At 72.6% G+C, this 18,968-nt stretch carries 14 protein-coding genes and 1 riboswitch; of the genes, 7 read left to right on the top strand and 7 right to left on the bottom strand.

All coding sequences use genetic code 11. The features are described from left to right. Nucleotides 1-8: 8 nt before the first annotated feature. Nucleotides 9-911 carry an oxidoreductase gene (locus tag JQN84_RS27760; protein ID WP_204961514.1) on the bottom strand — a complete coding sequence of 301 codons (903 nt, stop codon included), beginning with the start codon at nucleotides 909-911 and terminating at the stop codon, nucleotides 9-11. Between the two features lie 129 nt (nucleotides 912-1,040). Between JQN84_RS27760 and JQN84_RS27755 the strand changes: the two genes are divergently transcribed. From JQN84_RS27755 to JQN84_RS27745, 3 genes are all read left to right on the top strand, one after another. Next, the gene (locus JQN84_RS27755) at nucleotides 1,041-1,928 is read left to right on the top strand and encodes a helix-turn-helix transcriptional regulator (protein ID WP_204961513.1); all 888 of its coding nucleotides are present in this window, start codon (nucleotides 1,041-1,043) and stop codon (nucleotides 1,926-1,928) included. Between the two features lie 27 nt (nucleotides 1,929-1,955). Next, nucleotides 1,956-2,169, top strand: a riboswitch (cobalamin riboswitch). A 121-nt stretch (nucleotides 2,170-2,290) separates the two neighbouring features. Further along, nucleotides 2,291-4,666, top strand: coding sequence for a ribonucleoside-diphosphate reductase subunit alpha (locus tag JQN84_RS27750; RefSeq protein ID WP_204961512.1), 2,376 nt, complete (start codon nucleotides 2,291-2,293; stop codon nucleotides 4,664-4,666). 53 nt (nucleotides 4,667-4,719) lie between these two features. Beyond that, on the top strand, nucleotides 4,720-5,697 hold the full coding sequence (locus JQN84_RS27745; RefSeq protein ID WP_239486345.1) for a ribonucleotide-diphosphate reductase subunit beta: 978 nt from the start codon (nucleotides 4,720-4,722) through the stop codon (nucleotides 5,695-5,697). A 36-nt stretch (nucleotides 5,698-5,733) separates the two neighbouring features. Here the strand turns inward: JQN84_RS27745 and JQN84_RS27740 are convergent, their stop codons facing one another. The 4 genes from JQN84_RS27740 to aceA all read right to left on the bottom strand — a co-directional run bounded on the left by JQN84_RS27740 (nucleotide 5,734) and on the right by aceA (nucleotide 12,207). After that, a complete protein-coding gene (locus JQN84_RS27740) occupies nucleotides 5,734-7,365 on the bottom strand; it encodes an ABC-F family ATP-binding cassette domain-containing protein (protein ID WP_204961511.1) in 1,632 nt (543 codons plus the stop codon). 256 nt (nucleotides 7,366-7,621) lie between these two features. Then, entirely contained in the window at nucleotides 7,622-9,163 is a 1,542-nt protein-coding gene (locus tag JQN84_RS27735; protein ID WP_204961510.1) for a glycoside hydrolase family 43 protein, read from the bottom strand. 168 nt (nucleotides 9,164-9,331) lie between these two features. After that, nucleotides 9,332-10,939 (bottom strand): malate synthase A, encoded by a 1,608-nt coding sequence (aceB, locus tag JQN84_RS27730; RefSeq protein WP_204961509.1) that lies wholly within the window; start codon nucleotides 10,937-10,939, stop codon nucleotides 9,332-9,334. Next, nucleotides 10,936-12,207 (bottom strand): isocitrate lyase, encoded by a 1,272-nt coding sequence (aceA, locus tag JQN84_RS27725; RefSeq protein WP_204961508.1) that lies wholly within the window; start codon nucleotides 12,205-12,207, stop codon nucleotides 10,936-10,938. Before aceA ends, aceB begins: the two co-directional genes overlap by 4 nt. Nucleotides 12,208-12,446: 239 nt before the next feature. Here aceA and JQN84_RS27720 point away from each other — a divergent pair, with 239 nt between their 5' ends. Further along, nucleotides 12,447-13,832, top strand: a complete 1,386-nt coding sequence (locus JQN84_RS27720; RefSeq protein ID WP_281896331.1) for a short-chain fatty acyl-CoA regulator family protein — start codon at nucleotides 12,447-12,449, stop codon at nucleotides 13,830-13,832. Between the two features lie 90 nt (nucleotides 13,833-13,922). On the opposite strand, the gene JQN84_RS27715 is transcribed toward JQN84_RS27720, so the two are convergent. Beyond that, nucleotides 13,923-14,576 (bottom strand): NAD(P)-dependent oxidoreductase, encoded by a 654-nt coding sequence (locus JQN84_RS27715; protein WP_204961506.1) that lies wholly within the window; start codon nucleotides 14,574-14,576, stop codon nucleotides 13,923-13,925. A 123-nt stretch (nucleotides 14,577-14,699) separates the two neighbouring features. Between JQN84_RS27715 and JQN84_RS27710 the strand changes: the two genes are divergently transcribed. Next, on the top strand, nucleotides 14,700-15,089 hold the full coding sequence (locus tag JQN84_RS27710) for a winged helix-turn-helix transcriptional regulator (protein ID WP_307821459.1): 390 nt from the start codon (nucleotides 14,700-14,702) through the stop codon (nucleotides 15,087-15,089). Between the two features lie 47 nt (nucleotides 15,090-15,136). On the opposite strand, the gene JQN84_RS27705 is transcribed toward JQN84_RS27710, so the two are convergent. Further along, entirely contained in the window at nucleotides 15,137-16,081 is a 945-nt protein-coding gene (locus JQN84_RS27705) for a hypothetical protein (protein ID WP_204961505.1), read from the bottom strand. Nucleotides 16,082-16,371: 290 nt separating this feature from the next. Between JQN84_RS27705 and JQN84_RS27700 the strand changes: the two genes are divergently transcribed. Both JQN84_RS27700 and JQN84_RS27695 read left to right on the top strand, forming a co-directional pair. After that, nucleotides 16,372-16,545 carry a hypothetical protein gene (locus JQN84_RS27700; RefSeq protein WP_204961504.1) on the top strand — a complete coding sequence of 58 codons (174 nt, stop codon included), beginning with the start codon at nucleotides 16,372-16,374 and terminating at the stop codon, nucleotides 16,543-16,545. Between the two features lie 5 nt (nucleotides 16,546-16,550). Beyond that, nucleotides 16,551-18,857: an FxsB family cyclophane-forming radical SAM/SPASM peptide maturase gene (locus tag JQN84_RS27695; RefSeq protein ID WP_204961503.1), complete on the top strand. Its 2,307-nt coding sequence runs from the start codon at nucleotides 16,551-16,553 to the stop codon at nucleotides 18,855-18,857. Nucleotides 18,858-18,968: the final 111 nt, after the last annotated feature.

The raw sequence follows: 18,968 nt of genomic DNA, 5'->3' as shown, positions 1-18,968 counted from the left end.
GCCCTGCGTCAGGGATAGCTCACGCCGGTCAGTTCCTCGGCCGTCGTCCACAGCCGACGGCCGACGGCCGGGTCGGTGGCCTCCCGGCTGGCCCGCACCTCGGTGACCGGCCCCCAGGTCTGGAAAAGGCGGGCCGGGCCGAAGAACTGGCCACCGCGCACCGCCGGGTCGGTGGCGGCGCGCAGCTGGGGCAACGCACCCTGCTCGACCGACTGGGTGGCCAGCAGGCTGAGCCGGGCCAACACCCGGCCGGACCGGCCCTGGTGGGACCAGGCCCGGGGGGTCAGGTTGGTGCGGGTGACGCCGGGATGCGCCAGCACGCTGAGCACCGGTGATCCGGCGTCGCGCAGCCGGCGGTCCAGTTCGATGCCGAAGACGGTGGTGGCGAGCTTGGATCGGCCGTACGCGGTGGAACCCCGGTAGCCACGCTCGACCATCAGATCGGTGAAGTCCAGGTGTGCGTTGCGGTGGGTGATCGAGCTGAGGCTGACCACCCGGGCCGCCCGCGCGGCGGCCAGGTTGCCCAGCAGCAGGCCGGTCAGTGCGAAGTGCCCCAGCAGGTTGGTGGCCAGATGCAGCTCGTGGCCGTCGACGGTGGTGCGGCGCGGGCCGAGCAGCACCGCACCGGCGTTGTTGACCAGCAGGTCGATCCTCGGGTGGTCGGCGGCCAGGGCCGCCGCGAACTCCCGTACCGAGGCCAGCGAGGCGAGGTCCAGCTCGCGTACCTCGACGTCGCCGCCCATGCTGCGGGCGGCCCGCCGGCCGGCGGCGGTGTCGCGGACGGCGAGCACGACCTGCGCGCCCCGGTGGGCCAGCGCGGTGGCGGTGACCAGACCGAGGCCCGAGTTCGCGCCGGTCACCACGACGGTGCGGCCACGCTGGTCGGGAATGTGGTCGGCGGTCCAGGTCATCTGCTGCTCCTGAGCGGTCGGGGGTGGGAGCACCGACGCTACGGACCGGCCGGGCGGACTCCGTCGTAGCCGGTTGCCTAGGTCCCGCAGACCTACCCGCGCCGGTCCGGGCCGCGTCACACTGGCGACATGACCCATCCGTACGCCCGTGAACTCGGTGACTTCCTGCGCGCCCGGCGCGGCCGGCTGCACCCCCGGGACGTCGGCCTGGAGCCGGGCGGCCGACGCCGGGTCACCGGGCTGCGCCGCGAGGAACTGGCGCTGCTGGCCGGGTTGAGCACCGACTACTACCAGCGGATGGAACAGGGCCGGGAGGTTCGCCCGTCCGACGACGTGCTGGACGGGCTCGCCGCCGCGCTCGGCCTCGACGACGACGAACGCCGGCACCTGTTCACCCTGGCCCGCGCCGCCCGCCGGCCGGTGCCCGCCCGGGTCGACCACGGCCCGGAGCGGGTGCCGGAGAGCACCAGGCGGTTGCTGCGCGTGATGGACACCCCGGCGGTGGTACTCGGCCGTCACCTGGACCTGCTCGCCTGGAACGCGTGGGCGGTGGCGCTGCTCGGTGACCCGGCGGACCACCCGCCGGACCGGCTCAACATGCTGCTGCTGATGTTCGACGAGGCGGCGGCCCCGGTGCGGCGCTGCGCGGCCTGGGAGCAGCAGGCCATGGACTACATCGGCATGATGCGCGCCGCCGTCGCCACGGACCCCACCCATCCCCGGGCCACCGCCGTCGTCGGTGAGCTGAGCATCCGCAGCGCCGAGTTCCGGCGGCTGTGGTCCCGGCACGACGTGCGCGGTTCGGTCAGCGGCACCAAGACCTTCCAGGTCCCCGAGGTCGGCGACATCGTCCTGGACTGGGACACCTACCCGCTGCCCGGCAACCCCGGCCCGGTCATGCTGGTCTTCACCGCCGAGCCGGGCAGCGCCGACGCCGACGCGCTGCGGCTGCTGGCGTCACTGCGGGCCACCGGCCGCTCGGGTGAGAGTTATCTGACACGCCGACGCGACATCTAGTGTTGCCTCTCCCCCATCTACGCCATATATGGTGTGCCACGCAGCTGGTTCGGCCGGGCCCGGTGGTCCGGTCGAGGCAACAGGGAACCCGGTGGGAATCCGGGACTGCCCCGCAGCGGTAAGTGGGAACGACCGCCGTCATCGAGCACTGGACCGCGAGGTCTGGGAAGCGACGGCCAGTAGGCGACCGACCCCGGTCACGCCCGCGAGTCCGAAGACCTGCCAGTGCGCCGTGCGCTGCTGCGCGCGGCGGTCGGAGGTCGCGCGGGACGACCGACGCCAGCACCCGGGCCGGCCGTCGCGCCGCGCCCGTTGGCGTTCTCCCGCGTCCCGATGGCCATCGGTGACAGCGAGGAGAGGTCATGACGAGCACAGCGCAGAGCCCACCGTCCGACGTCGACGGCGCGCAGCCACGCCGGCCCGCGATGCGGGTCCGCAAGCGCGACGGCGACACCGAACCGGTGGACGTCAACCGGATCGTCACGGCCGTCGCCAGGTGGGCCACCGACCTGGACGAGGTCGACCCGCTGCGGGTGGCCACCCGGACGATCAGTGGCCTCTACGACGGGGCGACAACGGCCGAGCTGGACAAACTGTCGATCCAGACGGCGGCCGAGCTGATCGGCACGGAACCGCAGTACTCCCGGCTGGCGGCCCGGCTGCTGGCCGCCTACGTGGACGAGGAGGTCCGCGGGCAGGAGGTGACCTCCTTCAGCGAGTCCATCCGGTACGCCCACGGCCTCGGCTTGATCGCCGACGACACCGCCGCGTTCGTGGCTCGGCACGCCAGCCAACTCGACGACGCCGTCGACCCGGCCGGTGACCTGCGGTTCGAGTACTTCGGACTGCGTACGGTGGCCGACCGCTACCTGCTGCGGCACCCGCGGTCACGGCTGGTGGTGGAGACCCCGCAGTACTGGCTGCTGCGGGTGGCCTGCGGGCTGTCCGGCACGCCCGACGAGGCGGTCGGGTTCTACCGGCTGATGTCGTCGCTGGCCTACCTGCCGAGTTCCCCGACGTTGTTCAACTCGGGCACCCGGCACACCCAGATGTCGTCGTGTTTCCTGGTCGACTCGCCGCGCGACGAACTGGACTCGATCTACGAGCGCTACCACCAGGTGGCGAAGCTGTCGAAGTTCTCCGGCGGCATCGGCATCTCCTTCACGCGGGTACGTGGCCGGGGGGCGCTGATCCGGGGCACCAACGGCCGGTCCAACGGGATCGTGCCGTTCCTCAAAACCCTCGACGCCGGGGTCGCGGCGGTCAACCAGGGCGGCCGGCGCAAGGGGGCGGCCTGCGTCTACCTGGAACCGTGGCACCCGGACGTCGAGGAGTTCCTGGAGCTGCGGGACAACACCGGTGAGGAGGCCCGGCGCACCCACAACCTCAACCTGGCCAACTGGATCCCCGACGAGTTCATGCGCCGGGTCGAGGCCGACGGCGACTGGTCGCTGATCGACCCGTCGGATGCCCCGGAGCTGCCCGACCTGTACGGCGAGGAGTTCGACGCCGCGTACCGGGTCGCCGAGAAGAAGGCGGTCCGCACGGTCAAGGCCCGGGACCTGTACGGGCGGATGATGCGCACCCTGGCGCAGACCGGCAACGGGTGGATGACGTTCAAGGACCGGTCGAACCGGTTGTCCAACCAGACCGGCGTGCCGGGCAACACGATCCACCTGTCCAACCTGTGCACCGAGATCCTGGAGGTCAACAGCGACACCGAGACGGCGGTCTGCAACCTGGGGTCGGTCAACCTCGGCGCACACCTCACCGGCGACGGTGTCGACTGGGAGAAGCTGCGCGCCACGGTCCGCACGGCGGTGGTGTTCCTGGACCGGGTGATCGACATCAACTACTACCCGGCCGAGCAGGCGGCGGCGTCGAACCCGCGCTGGCGGCCCGTCGGGCTGGGGCTGATGGGTTTGCAGGACGCGTTGTTCGCGTTGCGCCTGCCGTTCGACTCGGCCGGGGCCCGGGAGTTGTCCACCCGGGTCCAGGAGGAGATCTTCCTGACCGCCCTGGAGACGTCGACCGGTCTGGCCGAACGGTTCGGCGCACATCCCGCGTACCCGCAGACCCGGGCGGCCCGGGGTGACCTGCACCCGGACCTGTGGGGGGTGGAGCCCACCCAGACCGCGCGCTGGGCGGCGTTGCGCACCCGGATCGCGGCGCACGGCCTGCGCAACTCGCTGCTGGTGGCGATCGCCCCGACCGCCACGATCGCGTCGATCGCCGGCTGCTACGAGTGCATCGAGCCACAGGTGTCCAACCTGTTCAAGCGGGAGACCATGTCCGGGGAGTTCCTCCAGATCAACACCTATCTGGTACGCGAGCTGAAGGCACGCGGCCTGTGGACGCCGGAGATCCGCGACCAGATCAAGCGGGCCGAGGGGTCGGTGCAGGGGATCGTCGACCTGCCCGCCGAGGTGCGGGAGCTGTTCCGTACCGCGTGGGAGCTGCCGCAGCGGGCGCTGATCGACCTGGCCGCCGCGCGGGCACCCTACATCGACCAGTCGCAGTCGCTGAATCTGTTCCTCAGCGCGCCGACCATCGGCAAGTTGTCCTCGATGTACCTGCACGCCTGGAAGTCCGGGCTGAAGACCACATACTACCTGCGGTCGCGTCCGGCGACCCGGATCCAGCAGGCCACCGTCACCGTCGCCCCGGTCGTCGCGGCCGACGCCGAGGCGCTGGCCTGTTCCCTGGAGAACCCCGAGAGCTGCGAGGCGTGCCAGTGACCACCGTCGACGAAACCCGCACCGGCGGGCGGCACCTGCTGCTCGACCCCGGCATGGACCTCACCCTGCGGCCGATGCGCTACCCGCACTTCTTCGACCGGTTCAAGGACGCCATCCGCAACACCTGGACGGTGGAGGAGGTCGACCTGCACTCCGACCTGGCCGACCTGGAACGGCTGTCGCCCGCCGAGCGGCACCTGGTGTCCCGGCTGGTGGCGTTCTTCGCCACCGGTGACACGATCGTCGCCAACAACCTGGTGCTCAACCTCTACCAGCACGTCAACTCTCCCGAAGGCCGGCTCTACCTGTCCCGGCAGCTGTTCGAGGAAGCCGTGCACGTGCAGTTCTATCTGAACCTGCTCGACACGTACGTCCCCGACGAGCAGGAACGGTTCGCCGCGTTCGCCGCCATCGAGAACATCCCGTCGATCCGGCGTAAGGCCGAGTTCTGCTTCCGCTGGATCGACTCGGTGTTCGAGCTGCGGGAGCTGCGGACCCGGGCGGACCGGCGGGCGTTCCTGCTCAACCTGATCTGCTTCGCCGCCTGCATCGAGGGGCTGTTCTTCTACGGCGCGTTCGCCTACGTCTACTTCCTGCGGTCCCGGGGCCTGCTCAACGGGTTGGCCTCGGGCACCAACTGGGTGTTCCGCGACGAGTCGATGCACATGGCGTTCGCCTTCGACGTGGTGGAGACCGCCCGGCGGCAGGAGCCGGACCTGTTCGACGCCGAGCTGGAACGACAGGTCACCGAGATGCTCGCCGAGGCCGTCGAGTGCGAGGTGCAGTTCGCCGAGGACCTGCTCGACCAGGGCGTGTCGGGGCTGTCGCCTGCGGACATGCGGTCCTACCTGGAGCACGTCGCCGACCGGCGGCTCGCCCAGCTCGGCATCGCGCCCCGCTACGGCGCGCAGAACCCGTTCGCGTTCATGGACCTGCAGGACGTGCAGGAGCTGTCGAACTTCTTCGAGCGTCGGGTGTCGGCGTACCAGGTGGGGGTCAGCGGCAGCGTCACCTTCGACGACGACTTCTGACCGGCGCGGCCGGGCCGGGTCACTGCGGAGGCCGGGTCACTGCGGTGGCCCGGCCTCGGTGAGCCGGCCGTCGGCCAGCCGGAGCCAGCGGTCCACCCCGATCCCCGCCAGGAACCGGTCGTCGTGACTGACCACCACGAACGCCCCCCGGTACGCCAGCAGCGCGCTCTCCAACTGCGCCACGCTGACCAGGTCCAGGTTGTTGGTGGGCTCGTCGAGCAGCAGCAGGTGCGGTGCCGGTTCGGCGAACAGCAGGCAGGCCAGGGTGGCGCGGAGCAGCTCACCGCCGGAGAGCACCCCCGCCGGCAGGTGGGCACGGGCGCCCCGGAACAGGAACCGGGCCAACAGGTTCAACCGCTCCGCCTCGGTCCGCGCCGGGGCGGCCCCGGCCAGGTTCTCCGCCACCGTGCGGGCCGGGTCGAGCAGGTCGAGGCGCTGGGACAGGTACGCCACCCGCCCCGACGCCCGCGCGACGGTGCCCAGGTCCGGCTCCTGCCGGCCGCCGACCAGCCGCAGCAGGGTCGACTTGCCGGCCCCGTTGGGCCCGGTCAGGGCGATCCGTTCGGGACCCCTGATGGTCAGGTCGATCCCGTCACCGGCGAAGACCGGCCGGCCCGCGTACCCGGCCCGCATTCCGTGGCCGGCGAAGACGGTGCGACCGGCGGGCACCGTGGTGTCGGGCAGGTCGAGGACGAGCTGGTCGTCGCGGCGGGCCGCCTCGCCGGCCTGGTCCAGCCGGGCCTGGGCGTCGGCGACCCGGGCGGTGTGCACGTCGTCGGCCCGGCCCGCCGACACCTGCGCGTCCCGTTTGAGGTTGCCGGCGACGATCCGGGGCAGCCCCGCGTCGGACAGGTTCCGGGCGGCGGTCGAGGCCCGGCGGGCCGCCCGCTCGCGGGCCTGCTGGAGTTCCCGCTTCTGCCGCTTGACGTCCTGCTCGGCCTGGCGCAGCTGCCGCTCGGCGACCTCCCGCTCGGCCCGTACCACCTGCTCGTGGTGGGTGAAGTTGCCGCCGTAGAAACGGATCTGACCGTGGTCGAGCGCGGCGATGCGGTCCATCTCGTCCAGCAACGCCCGGTCGTGGCTGACCACGAGTAGCGCGCCCGGCCAGGACCGCAGCACGGCGAGCAGGCGTTCCCGCGCCGACCGGTCGAGGTTGTTGGTGGGCTCGTCGAGCAGCAGCACGTCGGGCCGTTTGAGTAGTTCGGCGGCGAGACCGAGGGAGACCACCTCGCCGCCGCTGAGGGTGCCGAGCCGGCGGTCCAGCGTCACCCCGGTCAGGCCGAGGCGGTCGAGGGCGACGCGGGTGCGTTCCTCGACGTCCCAGTCGTCGCCGACGGTGGTGAAGTGCTCCTCGGCGGCGTCACCGGACTCGATGGCGTGCAGCGCGGCAACGACGCGGTCGACCCCGAGCACCTCGGCGACGGTCTGCCGCATCGCGAACGGCAGGTGCTGTGGCAGATAGCCCGGCACCCCCTCGACGGTGACGCTGCCCCCGGTGGGCCGCAGCTCGCCGGCGATGAGCCGCAGCAGGGTGGACTTGCCGGCCCCGTTCGCCGCGACCAGGCCGGTACGGCCGCCGGGAAGGGAGAACGACAGGTCCTCGACGACCGGGGTGTCATCCGGCCAGGAGAAGGACAGGTGGGAGCAGACGACGAAACTGTCGGACATGACGGACCTCGGAGACGGGTGATCCGGGCGCGCAGGCGCTGCCCGGGGCGAACAGGGCAAGACGACAGGGGCGACGCGACGGGGCGGTCATCCGCCGTCGGTCACCGCAGCCGGGTGTTCACCCGGAGATGTCGTCGTCACCTGCCACGATCTGCTCCCTGTCCTGGTCGACCGGACCAGGATAACCCGGCCTGGCGCGGGCGGGTCACCGCACGCACCGGCACCGACGGGTCGGCACGCGCCAGGCGCGGGCGGGTCACCGCGCCTCGTAGTCGAACCAGTCGAACGCGACGGTGCCCCGGGCGGCGTACATGCCGATGACCCGGCCGGTGAAGCCGCCGGCGACCTCGGTGGACAGGTACCTGCCGTCGAGTTCGGCAAGCACGTCGAAGGTCCCGTCCGGGCGCTCGACGCCGAGCCGGAGCAGGTCGGGTTCCTTGCCGGGGTGCCAGTCGCCGGGGGCCGGGGCGAGCACCTCGATCCGCAGGTGGACCGGGCCGGCCCCGACCTGCCGGGTGGCGAGCGTCGAGCGCACCGACCCGATCCGGGCCACCACCCGCACCTCACCGTCGCCCGCCTCGATGTCGTAGTGGTGCCGCTCGTCGAGGCGGACCACCAGACCGCCGTGCCCGTCACCCGGGTCGACCACGGTCCGGACCCGGCACGACGGGTGCTGCTGGCGGCGGCCGACGAACGTGACGTCCGGCGCGTCCGGGGACGCGCCCCGGGCCCGCAACGTGAGCCAACCGGGTCGTTCGGCCAACGACCAGACCTCCGCCGGCCGGGACCGCACCGAGACCCAGCGGGGATGCAGCCGGTCGGCGTCGAAGTCGTCGCGTACGGGCGGCGGCGGCACGGGGTGCGCGGCCCACGGCGGGGCGGGCATCTCCGGCGTGACCGCGCCGACCACCGGCCAGCCGTCCACCCAAGTCACCGAGGCGAGGAACGTCTCCCGCCCGAGCACGTGCCAGCCGGGGGTGCCGCCGCCGGGGCGGACCCCGAGCAGCACCAGCCACCACGATCCGTCGGGCCCCTGCACCAGGTCGGCGTGGCCGGTGTTCTGGATCGGCCGGTGGGTGCCCCGGTGGGTGAGGATCGGGTTGGCCGGGCCCGGCTCGAACGGGCCGTCGGGCGCGCCCGCGCGGGCGATTGACACGGCGTGCCCGCGTTCGGTGCCGCCCTCGGCGATCAGCAGGTACCAGTGCTCGCCGATCCGGTACAGGTGCGGGGCCTCCGGGGCCTGCGCGCCAGGGGCCCCGGACCACAGCCGCCGGACCGGGCCGACGGTGCGTCCGGTCTCCGGGTCGAGGCGCACCTGCGCGATCCCGGCGTAGGTGCACCAGCAGGTGCCGTCGTCGTCCCAGGCGAGGTCGGGGTCGATGCCGTCCACCCCGGGGGCCCGGACCGGGTCCGACCAGGGGCCGGACGGGTCGGTGGCGGTGCAGATCAGGGTGCCGCCGCCCTCGGCGCAGTTGCTGACGATCAGCCAGAACCGGCCGTCGTGGTGGCGCAGGGTCGGCGCGTACACCCCGCCCGACGACGGCATGTCGACCGGCAGGGTGAGCTGACCGGGCCGGTCGAGCACGTTGCCGATCTGCTCCCAGTGCACCAGGTCCCGGCTGTGGAACAGCGGCACCCCGGGAAAGTACTCGAAGCTGGAACAGGCCAGGTAGTAGTCGTCGCCGACCCGGCAGACGCTCGGGTCCGGGTGGAAGCCGGCCAGCACCGGATTGGCGAAGGTGCCGTCGGGCCAGCCGGCGACACCCCCGGTCACCGCGTCGGCTCCGACCGGACTCATCCGCCAACCCCCTGGGATCGCGATCAGGATGGATACCCGCCCACGATCCCACGGGGGCGGCACCGCCTGCTGCCCCACCCGACGCCGGCCGCCGGGCCGGCACCGGCCGCCGGGCCGGCACCGGCCGGGAGGAGCCGTCGGGCCGCCTCCCGGCCGCGCGGTGCCGGGTCAGCCCACCGGCACGGGCCGCCGGGTCGGGCCGAGGTGCCGGGCGTACGCGCCGGTGGTGAAGAACGCGGGCAGGTCCTCGCCGAGGGCGGTGTCCTCGACGATCCGCGCCGCCCAGCCGGCCCGTTCCCGGTCGACGCCGTCGCGTCCGGCGACCAGGGCGGCCAACTCCTCCGCGAGGATCGACCGGACCAGGTCCTCGGTCACGCAGCCGCCGTCGGCCAGCGGGGTGCCGTGGTGCAGCCACTGCCAGACCTGGCAGCGGGCGATCTCGGCGGTGGCCGCGTCCTCCATCAGGTTGCCCAGTGCCACCGCGCCGGTGCCGCCGAGCCACGCGTCGACGTAACGCACGGCGACGGCGATGTTGGCCCGCACCCCGGCGGCGGTGACCCGGCCCGGGGTCTTGTCGACGGCGAGCAGGTCGGCGGCGGTCACGGCCACGTCGTCGCGCAGCCGGTCGAGCTGGTGCGGGCGGTCACCCAGCACCGCGTCGAACTCCCGACGGCAGGTCTCGACCAGGCCCGGGTGGGCCACCCAGGAGCCGTCGAACCCGTCGCCGGCCTCCCGCCGCTTGTCCGCCCGGACCCGGTCGAGGGCCACCTCGTTGACCTGCGGGTCCCGGCTCGGGATGAACGCGGCCATCCCGCCGATCGCGTGCGCCTCGCGCCGGTGGCAGGTCGCCACCAGCAGTTCGGTGTACGCCCGCATGAACGGCACCGTCATGGTGACCTCGGACCGGTCGGGCAGGACGAAGTCGGACCACTGCCCGAAGTTCTTGATCACGCTGAAGATGTAGTCCCACCGTCCGGCGTTCAGCCCCGCCGAGTGTTCCCGCAGCTCGTAGAGGATCTCCTCCATCTCGAAGGCGGCGGTGATCGTCTCGATCAGCGTGGTCGCCCGGATCGTGCCCCGGGGCAGGCCGAGGCGTCGCTGGGCGAAGACGAAGATGTCGTTCCACAGCCGGGCCTCCCGGTGCCCCTCCAGCTTCGGCAGGTAGAAGTACGGTCCGGCGCCCGCGTCGAGCTGCCGCTGGGCGCAGTGGAACAGGTAGAGCCCGAAGTCGACCAGGCTGGCCGAGATGGGCCGGCCGTCCACCACGATGCCCTTCTCCACCAGGTGCCAGCCGCGCGGCCGGACGACGATCGTGGCGAGCTGCGCGCCGAGGGCGTACCGCTTGCCGCGCGGGTCGGTGAAGTCGATCCGCCGGTCCAGGGCGTCGATCAGGTTGAGCTGACCGGAGATGACGTTGTGCCAGGTCGGCGCGGTGGCGTCCTCGAAGTCGGCGAGCCACACCCGGGCCCCGGAGTTGAGCGCGTTGACCGTCATCTTCCGGTCGGTCGGCCCGGTGATCTCGACCCGCCGGTCCTCAAGGCCCGGTGCGGGCGGGGCCACCCGCCAGTCGGGGTCGGCCCGGATCGCGGCGGTCTCCGGCAGGAAGTCGGGGAACTGGCCGGTGGCGTAGCGGTCCCGACGGGCCCGCCGGGTGTCCAGCAGGGCCACCCGGCGGGCGGCGAACTCGCTGTCCAGCGCGACCAGGAACTCCAGCGCCGCGGGGGTGAGGACCTCGTCGAACCGGTCGGCCAGCGCTCCGATGATCTCGTACCTCATGCGAACTGCTCCTCTTCGGTGGAGCCACGCAGGGCGGTGGTCTCGGCGGCCGGGTTGAGCACGGTGCTGATCAGGTCGAAGTAGCCGGTGCCGACCTCGCGCTGGTGCTTGACGGCGGTGTAGCCGGCCGGCTCGGCGGCGAACTCCCGTTCCTGCAACGCCACGTAGGCGGGCATGCCGTCGGTGGCGTAGCCCCGGGCCAGGTCGAACATCGAGTAGTTGAGGGCGTGGAAGCCGGCCAGGGTGATGAACTGGAACCGGTAGCCGAGGTGGCCGAGTTCGCGTTGGAACTTCGCGATGGTCGAGTCGTCGAGGTGCTTGCGCCAGTTGAACGACGGCGAGCAGTTGTAGGCGAGGAGCTGGTCCGGGTACTCGGCCTTGATCGCCTCGGCGAACCGGCGGGCGACGTCCAGGTCGGGGGTGGAGGTCTCCATCCACAGCAGGTCGGCGTGCGGGGCGTAGGCCAGGCCCCGGGCGATGCACGGCTCGATGCCGTTGCGCACCCGGTAGAACCCCTCGGCGGTGCGTTCGCCGGTGACGAACGGCCGGTCCCGCTCGTCGACGTCGGTGGTGAGCAGCGTGGCGGCCTGCGCGTCGGTGCGGGCGATCACCACCGACGGCACCCCGGCCACGTCGGCGGCGAGCCGCGCCGCCTCCAGGGTGCGCACGTGCTGGCCGGTCGGGACGAGCACCTTGCCGCCCAGGTGGCCGCACTTCTTCTCGGCGGCGAGCTGGTCCTCCCAGTGCACCCCGGCGGCACCGGCCCCGATCATGGCGGTCATCAGCTCGTAGGCGTTGAGCGGGCCGCCGAAGCCGGCCTCGGCGTCGGCGACGATCGGCGCGAGCCAGTCGACGCCGTCGTCGTCGCCCTCGGCGGTGGTGATCTGGCCGGCGCGCAGCAACGCGTTGTTGATCCGGCGCACCACGGCGGGCACCGAGTTGGCGGGGTAGAGGCTCTGGTCGGGGTAGGTGTGCCCCGCGAGGTTGGCGTCGGCGGCCACCTGCCAGCCGGAGAGGTAGATGGCCTTGAGTCCGGCCCGGACCATCTGCACGGCCTGGTTCCCGGTGAGCGCGCCCAGGGCGTGGACGTAGTCCTCGGTGTGCAGCAGCTCCCACAGCCGTTCCGCCCCACGGCGGGCCAGGGTGTGCTCCTCCTGGACGGCCCCGCGCAGGCGGACCACGTCCTCGGCGCGGTAGCTGCGGCGCACCCCCTGCCAGCGGGGGTCGGTCTCCCACTCGGTACGCAACCGCTCCACGGCGTTCTGCATGATCTCGTCTCCTCGGATGTCGTGACGCCGGCACCGGCCGTCGTGCCGTCCGGCGGTGCGGACGCGTCGCCCGGCCGGCGTGTCACCCACGGTCACACGGGGTCCGGGGCGGGGTCGAGGGACGGAAGAAGCCAAGTTCTGAGAAGTTCACACCCGGTTCTGCGAAGTTGCGAACAGGTATATTCGCACTCTGCCAAGGGGTGCTGGGCTGCCGAAAGAGCAGCGGGGAGGTGAGCGTGGTGAGCAAGACCTTCGCGGGTGCCCGGCTGCGCCGGATGCGCGAGGACCGCGCGTTGAGCCAGTCCCGGCTGGCCCGGCTGCTCAACATCTCGCCCAGCTACCTCAACCAGATCGAGCACGACACCCGGCCGCTGACCGTGCCGGTACTGATGCGCATCACCGAGGTGTTCGGCGTCGACCCGACGGTCTTCGCCCCCCGGGACACCCCCCGGCTGGTCGCCGGGCTGCGCGAGGCGCTACCCGGCCGGCCCGGCGTCGCCGACCTCACCGAGTTGGCCACCCGGCTGCCCGAGGTCGCCGAGGCCGTCCTCGACCTGCACCGCCGCTACCGGCAGGCCGACGAGCAACTCGCCGAACTGCTGGGCGACCGGGAGACGGTCGGACGCAGCCCGCACGACCGGGTGACCGAGTTCTTCTACCGGCGGCAGAACTACGTGCCCGACCTGGACGAGGCGGCGGAGCGGCTGGCCGGCACCATCGACCTGCGTCGCGGCGAGGTCCGGGCCGGGTTGCAGGACCGGCTCGCCCAGCGGCACGGGGTGCGGGTCCGCCACGACGACGCCACCCTGCTCGGCGACGAGCTCCACCGCTACCGGCCGCAGACCCGCACCCTGCACCTGTCGACGTCGCTGCGGGCCGGGCAGGAGGCGATGCGGATGGCCGCGCAGATCGCCCTGCTGGAGTACGCCGACGTGATCGACGAGATCGTGGAGGAGGAACGGTTCGACGACCCGCAGACCCAGATCCTCACCCGGGTCGGGCTGGCCAACTACTTCGCCGCCGCGCTGATCCTGCCGTACGGGCCGTTCCTCGCCGCCGCCGAACAGCACCGGTACGACATCGACCTGCTCACCCAGCACTTCACGATGGGCTGGGAGACCGTCTGCCACCGGCTCAGCACCCTGCAACGGCCCCGGGCGCGCGGGGTGCCGTTCTCGTTCGTCCGGGTCGACCGGGCCGGCAACCTGTCCAAACGCCAGTCCGCCACCGGTTTCCCGTTCTCGCTCACCGGCGGCACCTGTCCGCTGTGGAACGTCTACGAGGCGTTCGGCGCGCCCGGCCGGGTGGTGGTGCAGGTGGCCGCGATGCCCGACGGGCAGCGCTACCTGTGGATCGCCCGCACCATCACCCGGCACCACGGCGGCTACAACCAGCCCGGCAAGGTCTACGCGATCGGGCTCGGCTGCGAGATCAGGCACGCCGACCGGCTGGTCTACTCCCGGGGCATCGACCTGTACGACGCCGACGCCGTCACCGCGATCGGCCCGGGGTGCAAGACCTGCGAACGGATGACCTGCCCGCAGCGGGCCGCCGCGCCGATCAGCGGCCGGCTCGACCTGGACGAGAACCGCAGCACCTTCATCCCGTACCCGTTGAAGGGCTGACCACAGCGGCGGACCGGCACCGACGGCTGTCACCCGGTGCGGCGACCGCGCCCGTCGTGCCCGGCCGGACGGGCGACGGCACCACCGCGATCAGTAGGCGACGGCGAAGTGCGTGCGCGGGTGGGCGCCCTGCTCGGCCTCGTCCACGACGGCGACGGCGAAGTCGCGGTAGGAGATGCGGCTGGCCCCGTCGGCGTCGGTCAGCAGGCGGGTGTCGCCGGCACGGTACGTCCCGGTCCGCTCGCCCTGCGGGTCGAACTCCGTCGCCGGCACCACCACCGACCACTCGACCGTCGCCGGGGCGGCCCGCAGCACGTCCAGTGCCGCCGCGTGCGCCCCGGCGAAGCCCCGGAACTGCGCCGGGAACCCGGGGGTGTCCATGACCCGGACGCCGGGCGCGACGTCGAGGTAGGCCGACAGGCCGATGCCGACCAGGCGGCCCCCGCCGGTCCCGGCGACGGCCTCGACAAGCGCGCCCACAGCGGCGGTGAAGAACCTTCCCGGGTCGTCCCCGAGGCCGGGGGCGGCCGCGTTCACCACCGCGCCCGCGCCCCCGACCAGGCCGGCGACCTGCGACCGGTCGGTGACGTCGCCCGCGACCAGACCGACGCCACGACCGGTGAGGTCGGCGTGCCGGGCGGTGTCCCGGACGACCGCGACGACGTCGTGCCCACGGCCGGCGGCCTCGGCCACGATCGCCCTGCCCGCCCGGCCGCCCGCGCCGAACACCACGATCCTGGTCACGTTCAGTCCCCTTCCACGATGCCGACGTGCCGGTTCCGCCCCGCGTCTCGCGGCGGACGACGCCGGTGCGCCACGGTAACGGGCACCGGGGTTTCCTGCGGGAAACCTCGTTAGGCTGGGTCGGTGACGGACCCCGACGCGCGCTTCGATCCGGTCTGCCCGTCCGGCATCGCGCCGATCCGCATCGGCGACAGGTGGACGGCGATGGTGATCTCCCTGCTGGCCGAGGAGCCGCTGCGGTTCTCCGCCATCAGGGCGCGGATCGGCCCGGTCACGGCGAAGGTGCTGACGGCGGCGTTGCGCAACCTGGAACGGGACGGGTTCGTCGCCCGGTCGGAGCACCCCGGACCACCCCGGAGTGTCCACTATGGCCTCACCGGGTTGGGCCGAACCCTGCTGCCCGCCGTCGCGTTGGCCGTGACGTGGGCGCACGATCACCTCGGCGCGATGCTCGACGCGCAGGAGGCCTACGACCGCGAGCACGCCCGACCGGGCCGGACAGAACCACGCTGACCGGGCTCTCCGGTCGGGTGGCCGGCACCGGCCCGTCTGTCGGCGGATCAGGTCAGGCTGATCACCGGTCGGGTCAGGGTCTCGTCGGCGTACCCGTCGGCGGAGGCGAGCCACCGGCCGAAGTCCCCGTCGCGGTAGGCGGTGGCGAGGGTCAGCCAGCCCAGGAAGTAGCCGCTGCCGCCGCAGGTGACGACCCCGCCGTCGCCGCCGCAGACCACGGTCGGCTCGGTCGTCACCTCGTACCGGTAGGGGTCCTGGCCGATCGCCAGCCCCCACAGGTTCGGCGTCCGGTGCGCCCCGGTCGGGTGCTCGACCGGATAGCCGTGGTCGGGGGTGTCGTCGCCCCAGCGGAACAGGGTGGTCGCGCCCGCGCCGCAGGCCCACTCCCACTCGTCCGGGCTGGTCGTCCGCAGGCCCAGGGCGGTGAGGGCGGCCATCGCCTCGTCGTGGTCGAACTCCTCGACCAGCACGGCCCGGGTCACCCGGCCGGTCCCGTCCAGCTCGACGGTCAGCCCGTCGGCGGAGCTCACCGTGCCCGCCTGCCCGCCCCGGTGGCCGAGCGACCCGACGAGTTCACCGACCCGGGGATCGTCCGACGGCACCGGCATCTCGCCGGGTTCGAACGCCTCCACCGCGACCAGCGTCGCCGGCAGGTCGACCTCGCGCACCGGCGAGGTCATCGCGTCGACGTACTCGGTCAGCGGGGGCAGGCCGTACTCCTCGGCGCTGTCGGCGTAGCTGGCCTGCTGGGCCGCTGAGGGGTGGAACCGGGAAGCGTCGTAGCCGAGCGTCGGCCGGCCGCCCGGCACCAGCGCGAACCGCAGACCGCCCCGGTCGAAGACCGCCGTGCGGTGCGGACGTCCCGCGTAGACGGTGTGCCGCAGGCCCACTACGGTCAGGTCGTGCCGCGCCGCGATCTCCCGGGCCAGGCGATCGGCGGCCTGCTCCGAGCGGTCGTTCCACTGGTCGACACGGAGCTCGGCGTACGACATCGGGCCAGGATAGGACACCGTCCGACATCGGCGAACCCGGGTAGTCGGCCCGCGGCCGTCCGCACATTTTCCCCTGAAGCTTGACTATTCGCCCAGAAATGCCACTACCGGTGAGCATAATGGAGCAGGCTCCGGCGGACAGGGGCCGAACAACCCACCCCTGTCACGCATTCAACCCTGTGAACGCCGGCTCCTGCCGTCGGGTCGGTGGTGAATTTACTCCACAGACGCACTACGGTAGGCCGTCACTTCTGTTCCCCGGCGCGCTCACGAATACCGAAGGAAGACTCATGACGACCGCACCCATGCGCCAGGATGATCACCCGGTGTCACTGGGCACGGTTCGCGCGGAGCCATTGGACCGCCTCTCCGCTGCGGACATCTCTCCGATCGTGCGCCGGGTGATAGCGGCTCACCTCGACCAGAGCAGAAGCCCCGTGGCGAAGTTCTCGTCGTTCATCTGACCGTCATGCATCCCGTACCGGCCCGTGCGGCGTTGACCGAGTTCGTCCTCAAGGTCCATGCCAGGTGCGATCTGGCCTGCGACCACTGCTACATCTACGAACACGCGGACCAGAGCTGGCGGCGACGTCCGGCGCGAATGACGTCCGAAGTGCTCGCCGCTGCGGCGGGCCGAATCGCCGAACACGCCGCCGCGCATCAGCTTACGGACATATCGGTTATCTTGCACGGCGGTGAGCCGTTACTGCTCGGACCCGTACGGATGCGCGACGTTCTCGCCGAACTACGGCGCGTCATCGGCGCGGTCACCCGACTCCGGATCGGCATGCAGACCAACGGGGTGCTCCTGTCCGAGCAGTTCTGCGACCTGCTGGCCGAATACGACGTCTCGGTCGGGGTCTCGCTGGACGGCGGGCGTGCCGCGAACGACCTGCACCGACGGTTCCGCAATGGCGACAGCAGCTACGACCAGGCCCTGCGGGCCCTCGCTCTACTGCGACGCCCGGCGTACCGCCGGCTGTGGTCGGGTCTGTTGTGCACCGTGGACATCCGCAACGACCCGGTCGGGGTCTACGAGGCGCTCCTCGCCCAGCAGCCGCCCCGGATCGACTTCCTGCTCCCCCATGCCAACTGGGACGTCCCACCGCCACGGCCCCGTCAGGCCACCATCAGCTACGGCGGCTGGCTGCGTGCCGTCTACGACCGGTGGTGCGCCGACGGACGGCCGGTCCCGGTCCGGCTCTACGACTCGCTGCTGTCCACGGCCACGGGCGGCCCCAGCGGCACGGAGATGCTGGGGCTCGACCCGGTCGACCTCGCCGTCATCGAGACCGACGGCGAGTGGGAGCAGGCGGACTCGCTCAAGACCGCCTACCACGGCGCACCGGCGACCGGCATGACCGTCTTCTCCCACCCGGCCGACGAGGTCGCCGCCAGCCCGCAACTGGCCCGTCGCCGGGCGGGCCGCTCCGGGCTCGCCGACGAGTGCCGCCGGTGCCCGGTGGTCGAACAGTGCGGCGGCGGCCTCTTCGCCCACCGCTACCGTGCGGGACGGTTCGACCACCCGAGCGTCTACTGCACCGACCTGAAAGAACTGATCGTGCACGTACGAGAGAACCCGCCCGCCCCGGTCCGGCTCGACACCGGGTCGACCGACGACCTCATCGATCGCGTGACCACCCCGACAGGTGACCGGCTCGCCATCGAGCACCTCGTCGACGCGCAGACGGCCATCGTCCGTGCGCTGCTGCGGGGGGTGGCCGACGACCTGCCCCCCGGTGGCGCCGCAGCGGACGGCTGGGCGGCGCTGACCGAGCTCGACCGGCGCGCGCCGGGATCCGTCGCCCGCGTCACCGCCCACCCGTACGTGCGCGTGTGGGCGGTCGACTGCCTGGCCGGGGTGGCGGCCGGCCATCGACACGGGGTCGACTACCTCGGGTCGATCGCCGCCGCCGCGGCGATCGACGCCGGTGTGCCACTGACCCTGACCGTGCCGGTCCGCAACGACCGCCTGCACCTGCCGACCATCGGCACGGTGCTGCTGCCCGAGGTCGGCGACGGCACGGCCCGGGTCCACGTCGAGAAGGGCGGCCTGCGGGTGACAGGTGACGACGTGGCCGTCGCGATCCGCGCCGGTGCGGGCGGCGACACCGCCCGGTGGCAACCGACGCGCAGGCTGGTCACCTCGGACGTGACAGTGCTGCTGGAGGACGGTGACCCGCACCGCGAATGCCACCGGTTGCCGGCCACCGGACGGCTGGCCGACGCGGATGCCGCCAGGTGGGGCGTCACCTTCGCGACGGCCTGGGAGATCATCACCGACGAGGTCCCCGGCCGCGCCGAGGAGCTGGGGGCGGGTCTGCGCGCCCTGGTGCCCCTGCGGCGCAGCGGCGGCGGGGTGAGCGAAGCCTCGACCGCGCGGCAGGCCTTCGGCGGCGTGGCTGCCACGGAGACCGACCCCGGGTCCCTGGCGGTCCTGCTGGTGCACGAGTTCCAGCACAGCAAGATGAACGCCCTGCTCGACATCGTCGACCTGGTCGACAGCGCGCGGCCGACCAGCGTCGTGGTCGGTTGGCGGCCCGACCCGCGTCCCGCGGAGGCCGTCCTGCACGGCATCTACGCGCATGCGGCGGTGGCGGACATCTGGCGGATCCGGGCCGACCGCCGGGTCGACGGCGCACTGGCCACCTACCGTCGCTACCGCGACTGGACCATCGAGGCGATCACCGCCCTCGACCGCACGGACGCGCTCACTCCGGCGGGTTCGCGGCTCCTGCGGCGCATCGCCCACTGCGTGACGGGCTGGCCCTCCTGACCGTCGCCGCCCGCACGACGCACCGACCTGGCGGCGACCCGGCGGCGATCCGGGCAACGGGGCGTCCGCGCCCGTCGACTCAGGGGCGGCGACCGCGCCCCTGAGGGCCGA

The organism is Micromonospora humidisoli (assembly GCF_016900955.1).
In the GTDB taxonomy this organism is placed as follows: domain Bacteria; phylum Actinomycetota; class Actinomycetes; order Mycobacteriales; family Micromonosporaceae; genus Micromonospora; species Micromonospora wenchangensis.
Note: the sequence above shows the minus strand (reverse complement) of the source record. Positions and strands in the feature narration are given on the sequence as shown.

Excerpts from the sequence above, each read along its gene's own strand:
- JQN84_RS27760 (WP_204961514.1), bottom strand. The coding sequence starts at position 911 with ATGACCTGGACCGCCGACCACATTCCCGACCAGCGTGGCCGCACCGTC.
- JQN84_RS27755 (WP_204961513.1), top strand. The coding sequence starts at position 1,041 with ATGACCCATCCGTACGCCCGTGAACTCGGTGACTTCCTGCGCGCCCGG.
- JQN84_RS27750 (WP_204961512.1), top strand. The coding sequence starts at position 2,291 with ATGACGAGCACAGCGCAGAGCCCACCGTCCGACGTCGACGGCGCGCAG.
- JQN84_RS27745 (WP_239486345.1), top strand. The coding sequence starts at position 4,720 with ATGGACCTCACCCTGCGGCCGATGCGCTACCCGCACTTCTTCGACCGG.
- JQN84_RS27740 (WP_204961511.1), bottom strand. The coding sequence starts at position 7,365 with ATGTCCGACAGTTTCGTCGTCTGCTCCCACCTGTCCTTCTCCTGGCCG.
- JQN84_RS27735 (WP_204961510.1), bottom strand. The coding sequence starts at position 9,163 with ATGAGTCCGGTCGGAGCCGACGCGGTGACCGGGGGTGTCGCCGGCTGG.
- aceB (WP_204961509.1), bottom strand. The coding sequence starts at position 10,939 with ATGAGGTACGAGATCATCGGAGCGCTGGCCGACCGGTTCGACGAGGTC.
- aceA (WP_204961508.1), bottom strand. The coding sequence starts at position 12,207 with ATGCAGAACGCCGTGGAGCGGTTGCGTACCGAGTGGGAGACCGACCCC.
- JQN84_RS27705 (WP_204961505.1), bottom strand. The coding sequence starts at position 16,081 with ATGTCGTACGCCGAGCTCCGTGTCGACCAGTGGAACGACCGCTCGGAG.
- JQN84_RS27700 (WP_204961504.1), top strand. The coding sequence starts at position 16,372 with ATGACGACCGCACCCATGCGCCAGGATGATCACCCGGTGTCACTGGGC.
- JQN84_RS27695 (WP_204961503.1), top strand. The coding sequence starts at position 16,551 with ATGCATCCCGTACCGGCCCGTGCGGCGTTGACCGAGTTCGTCCTCAAG.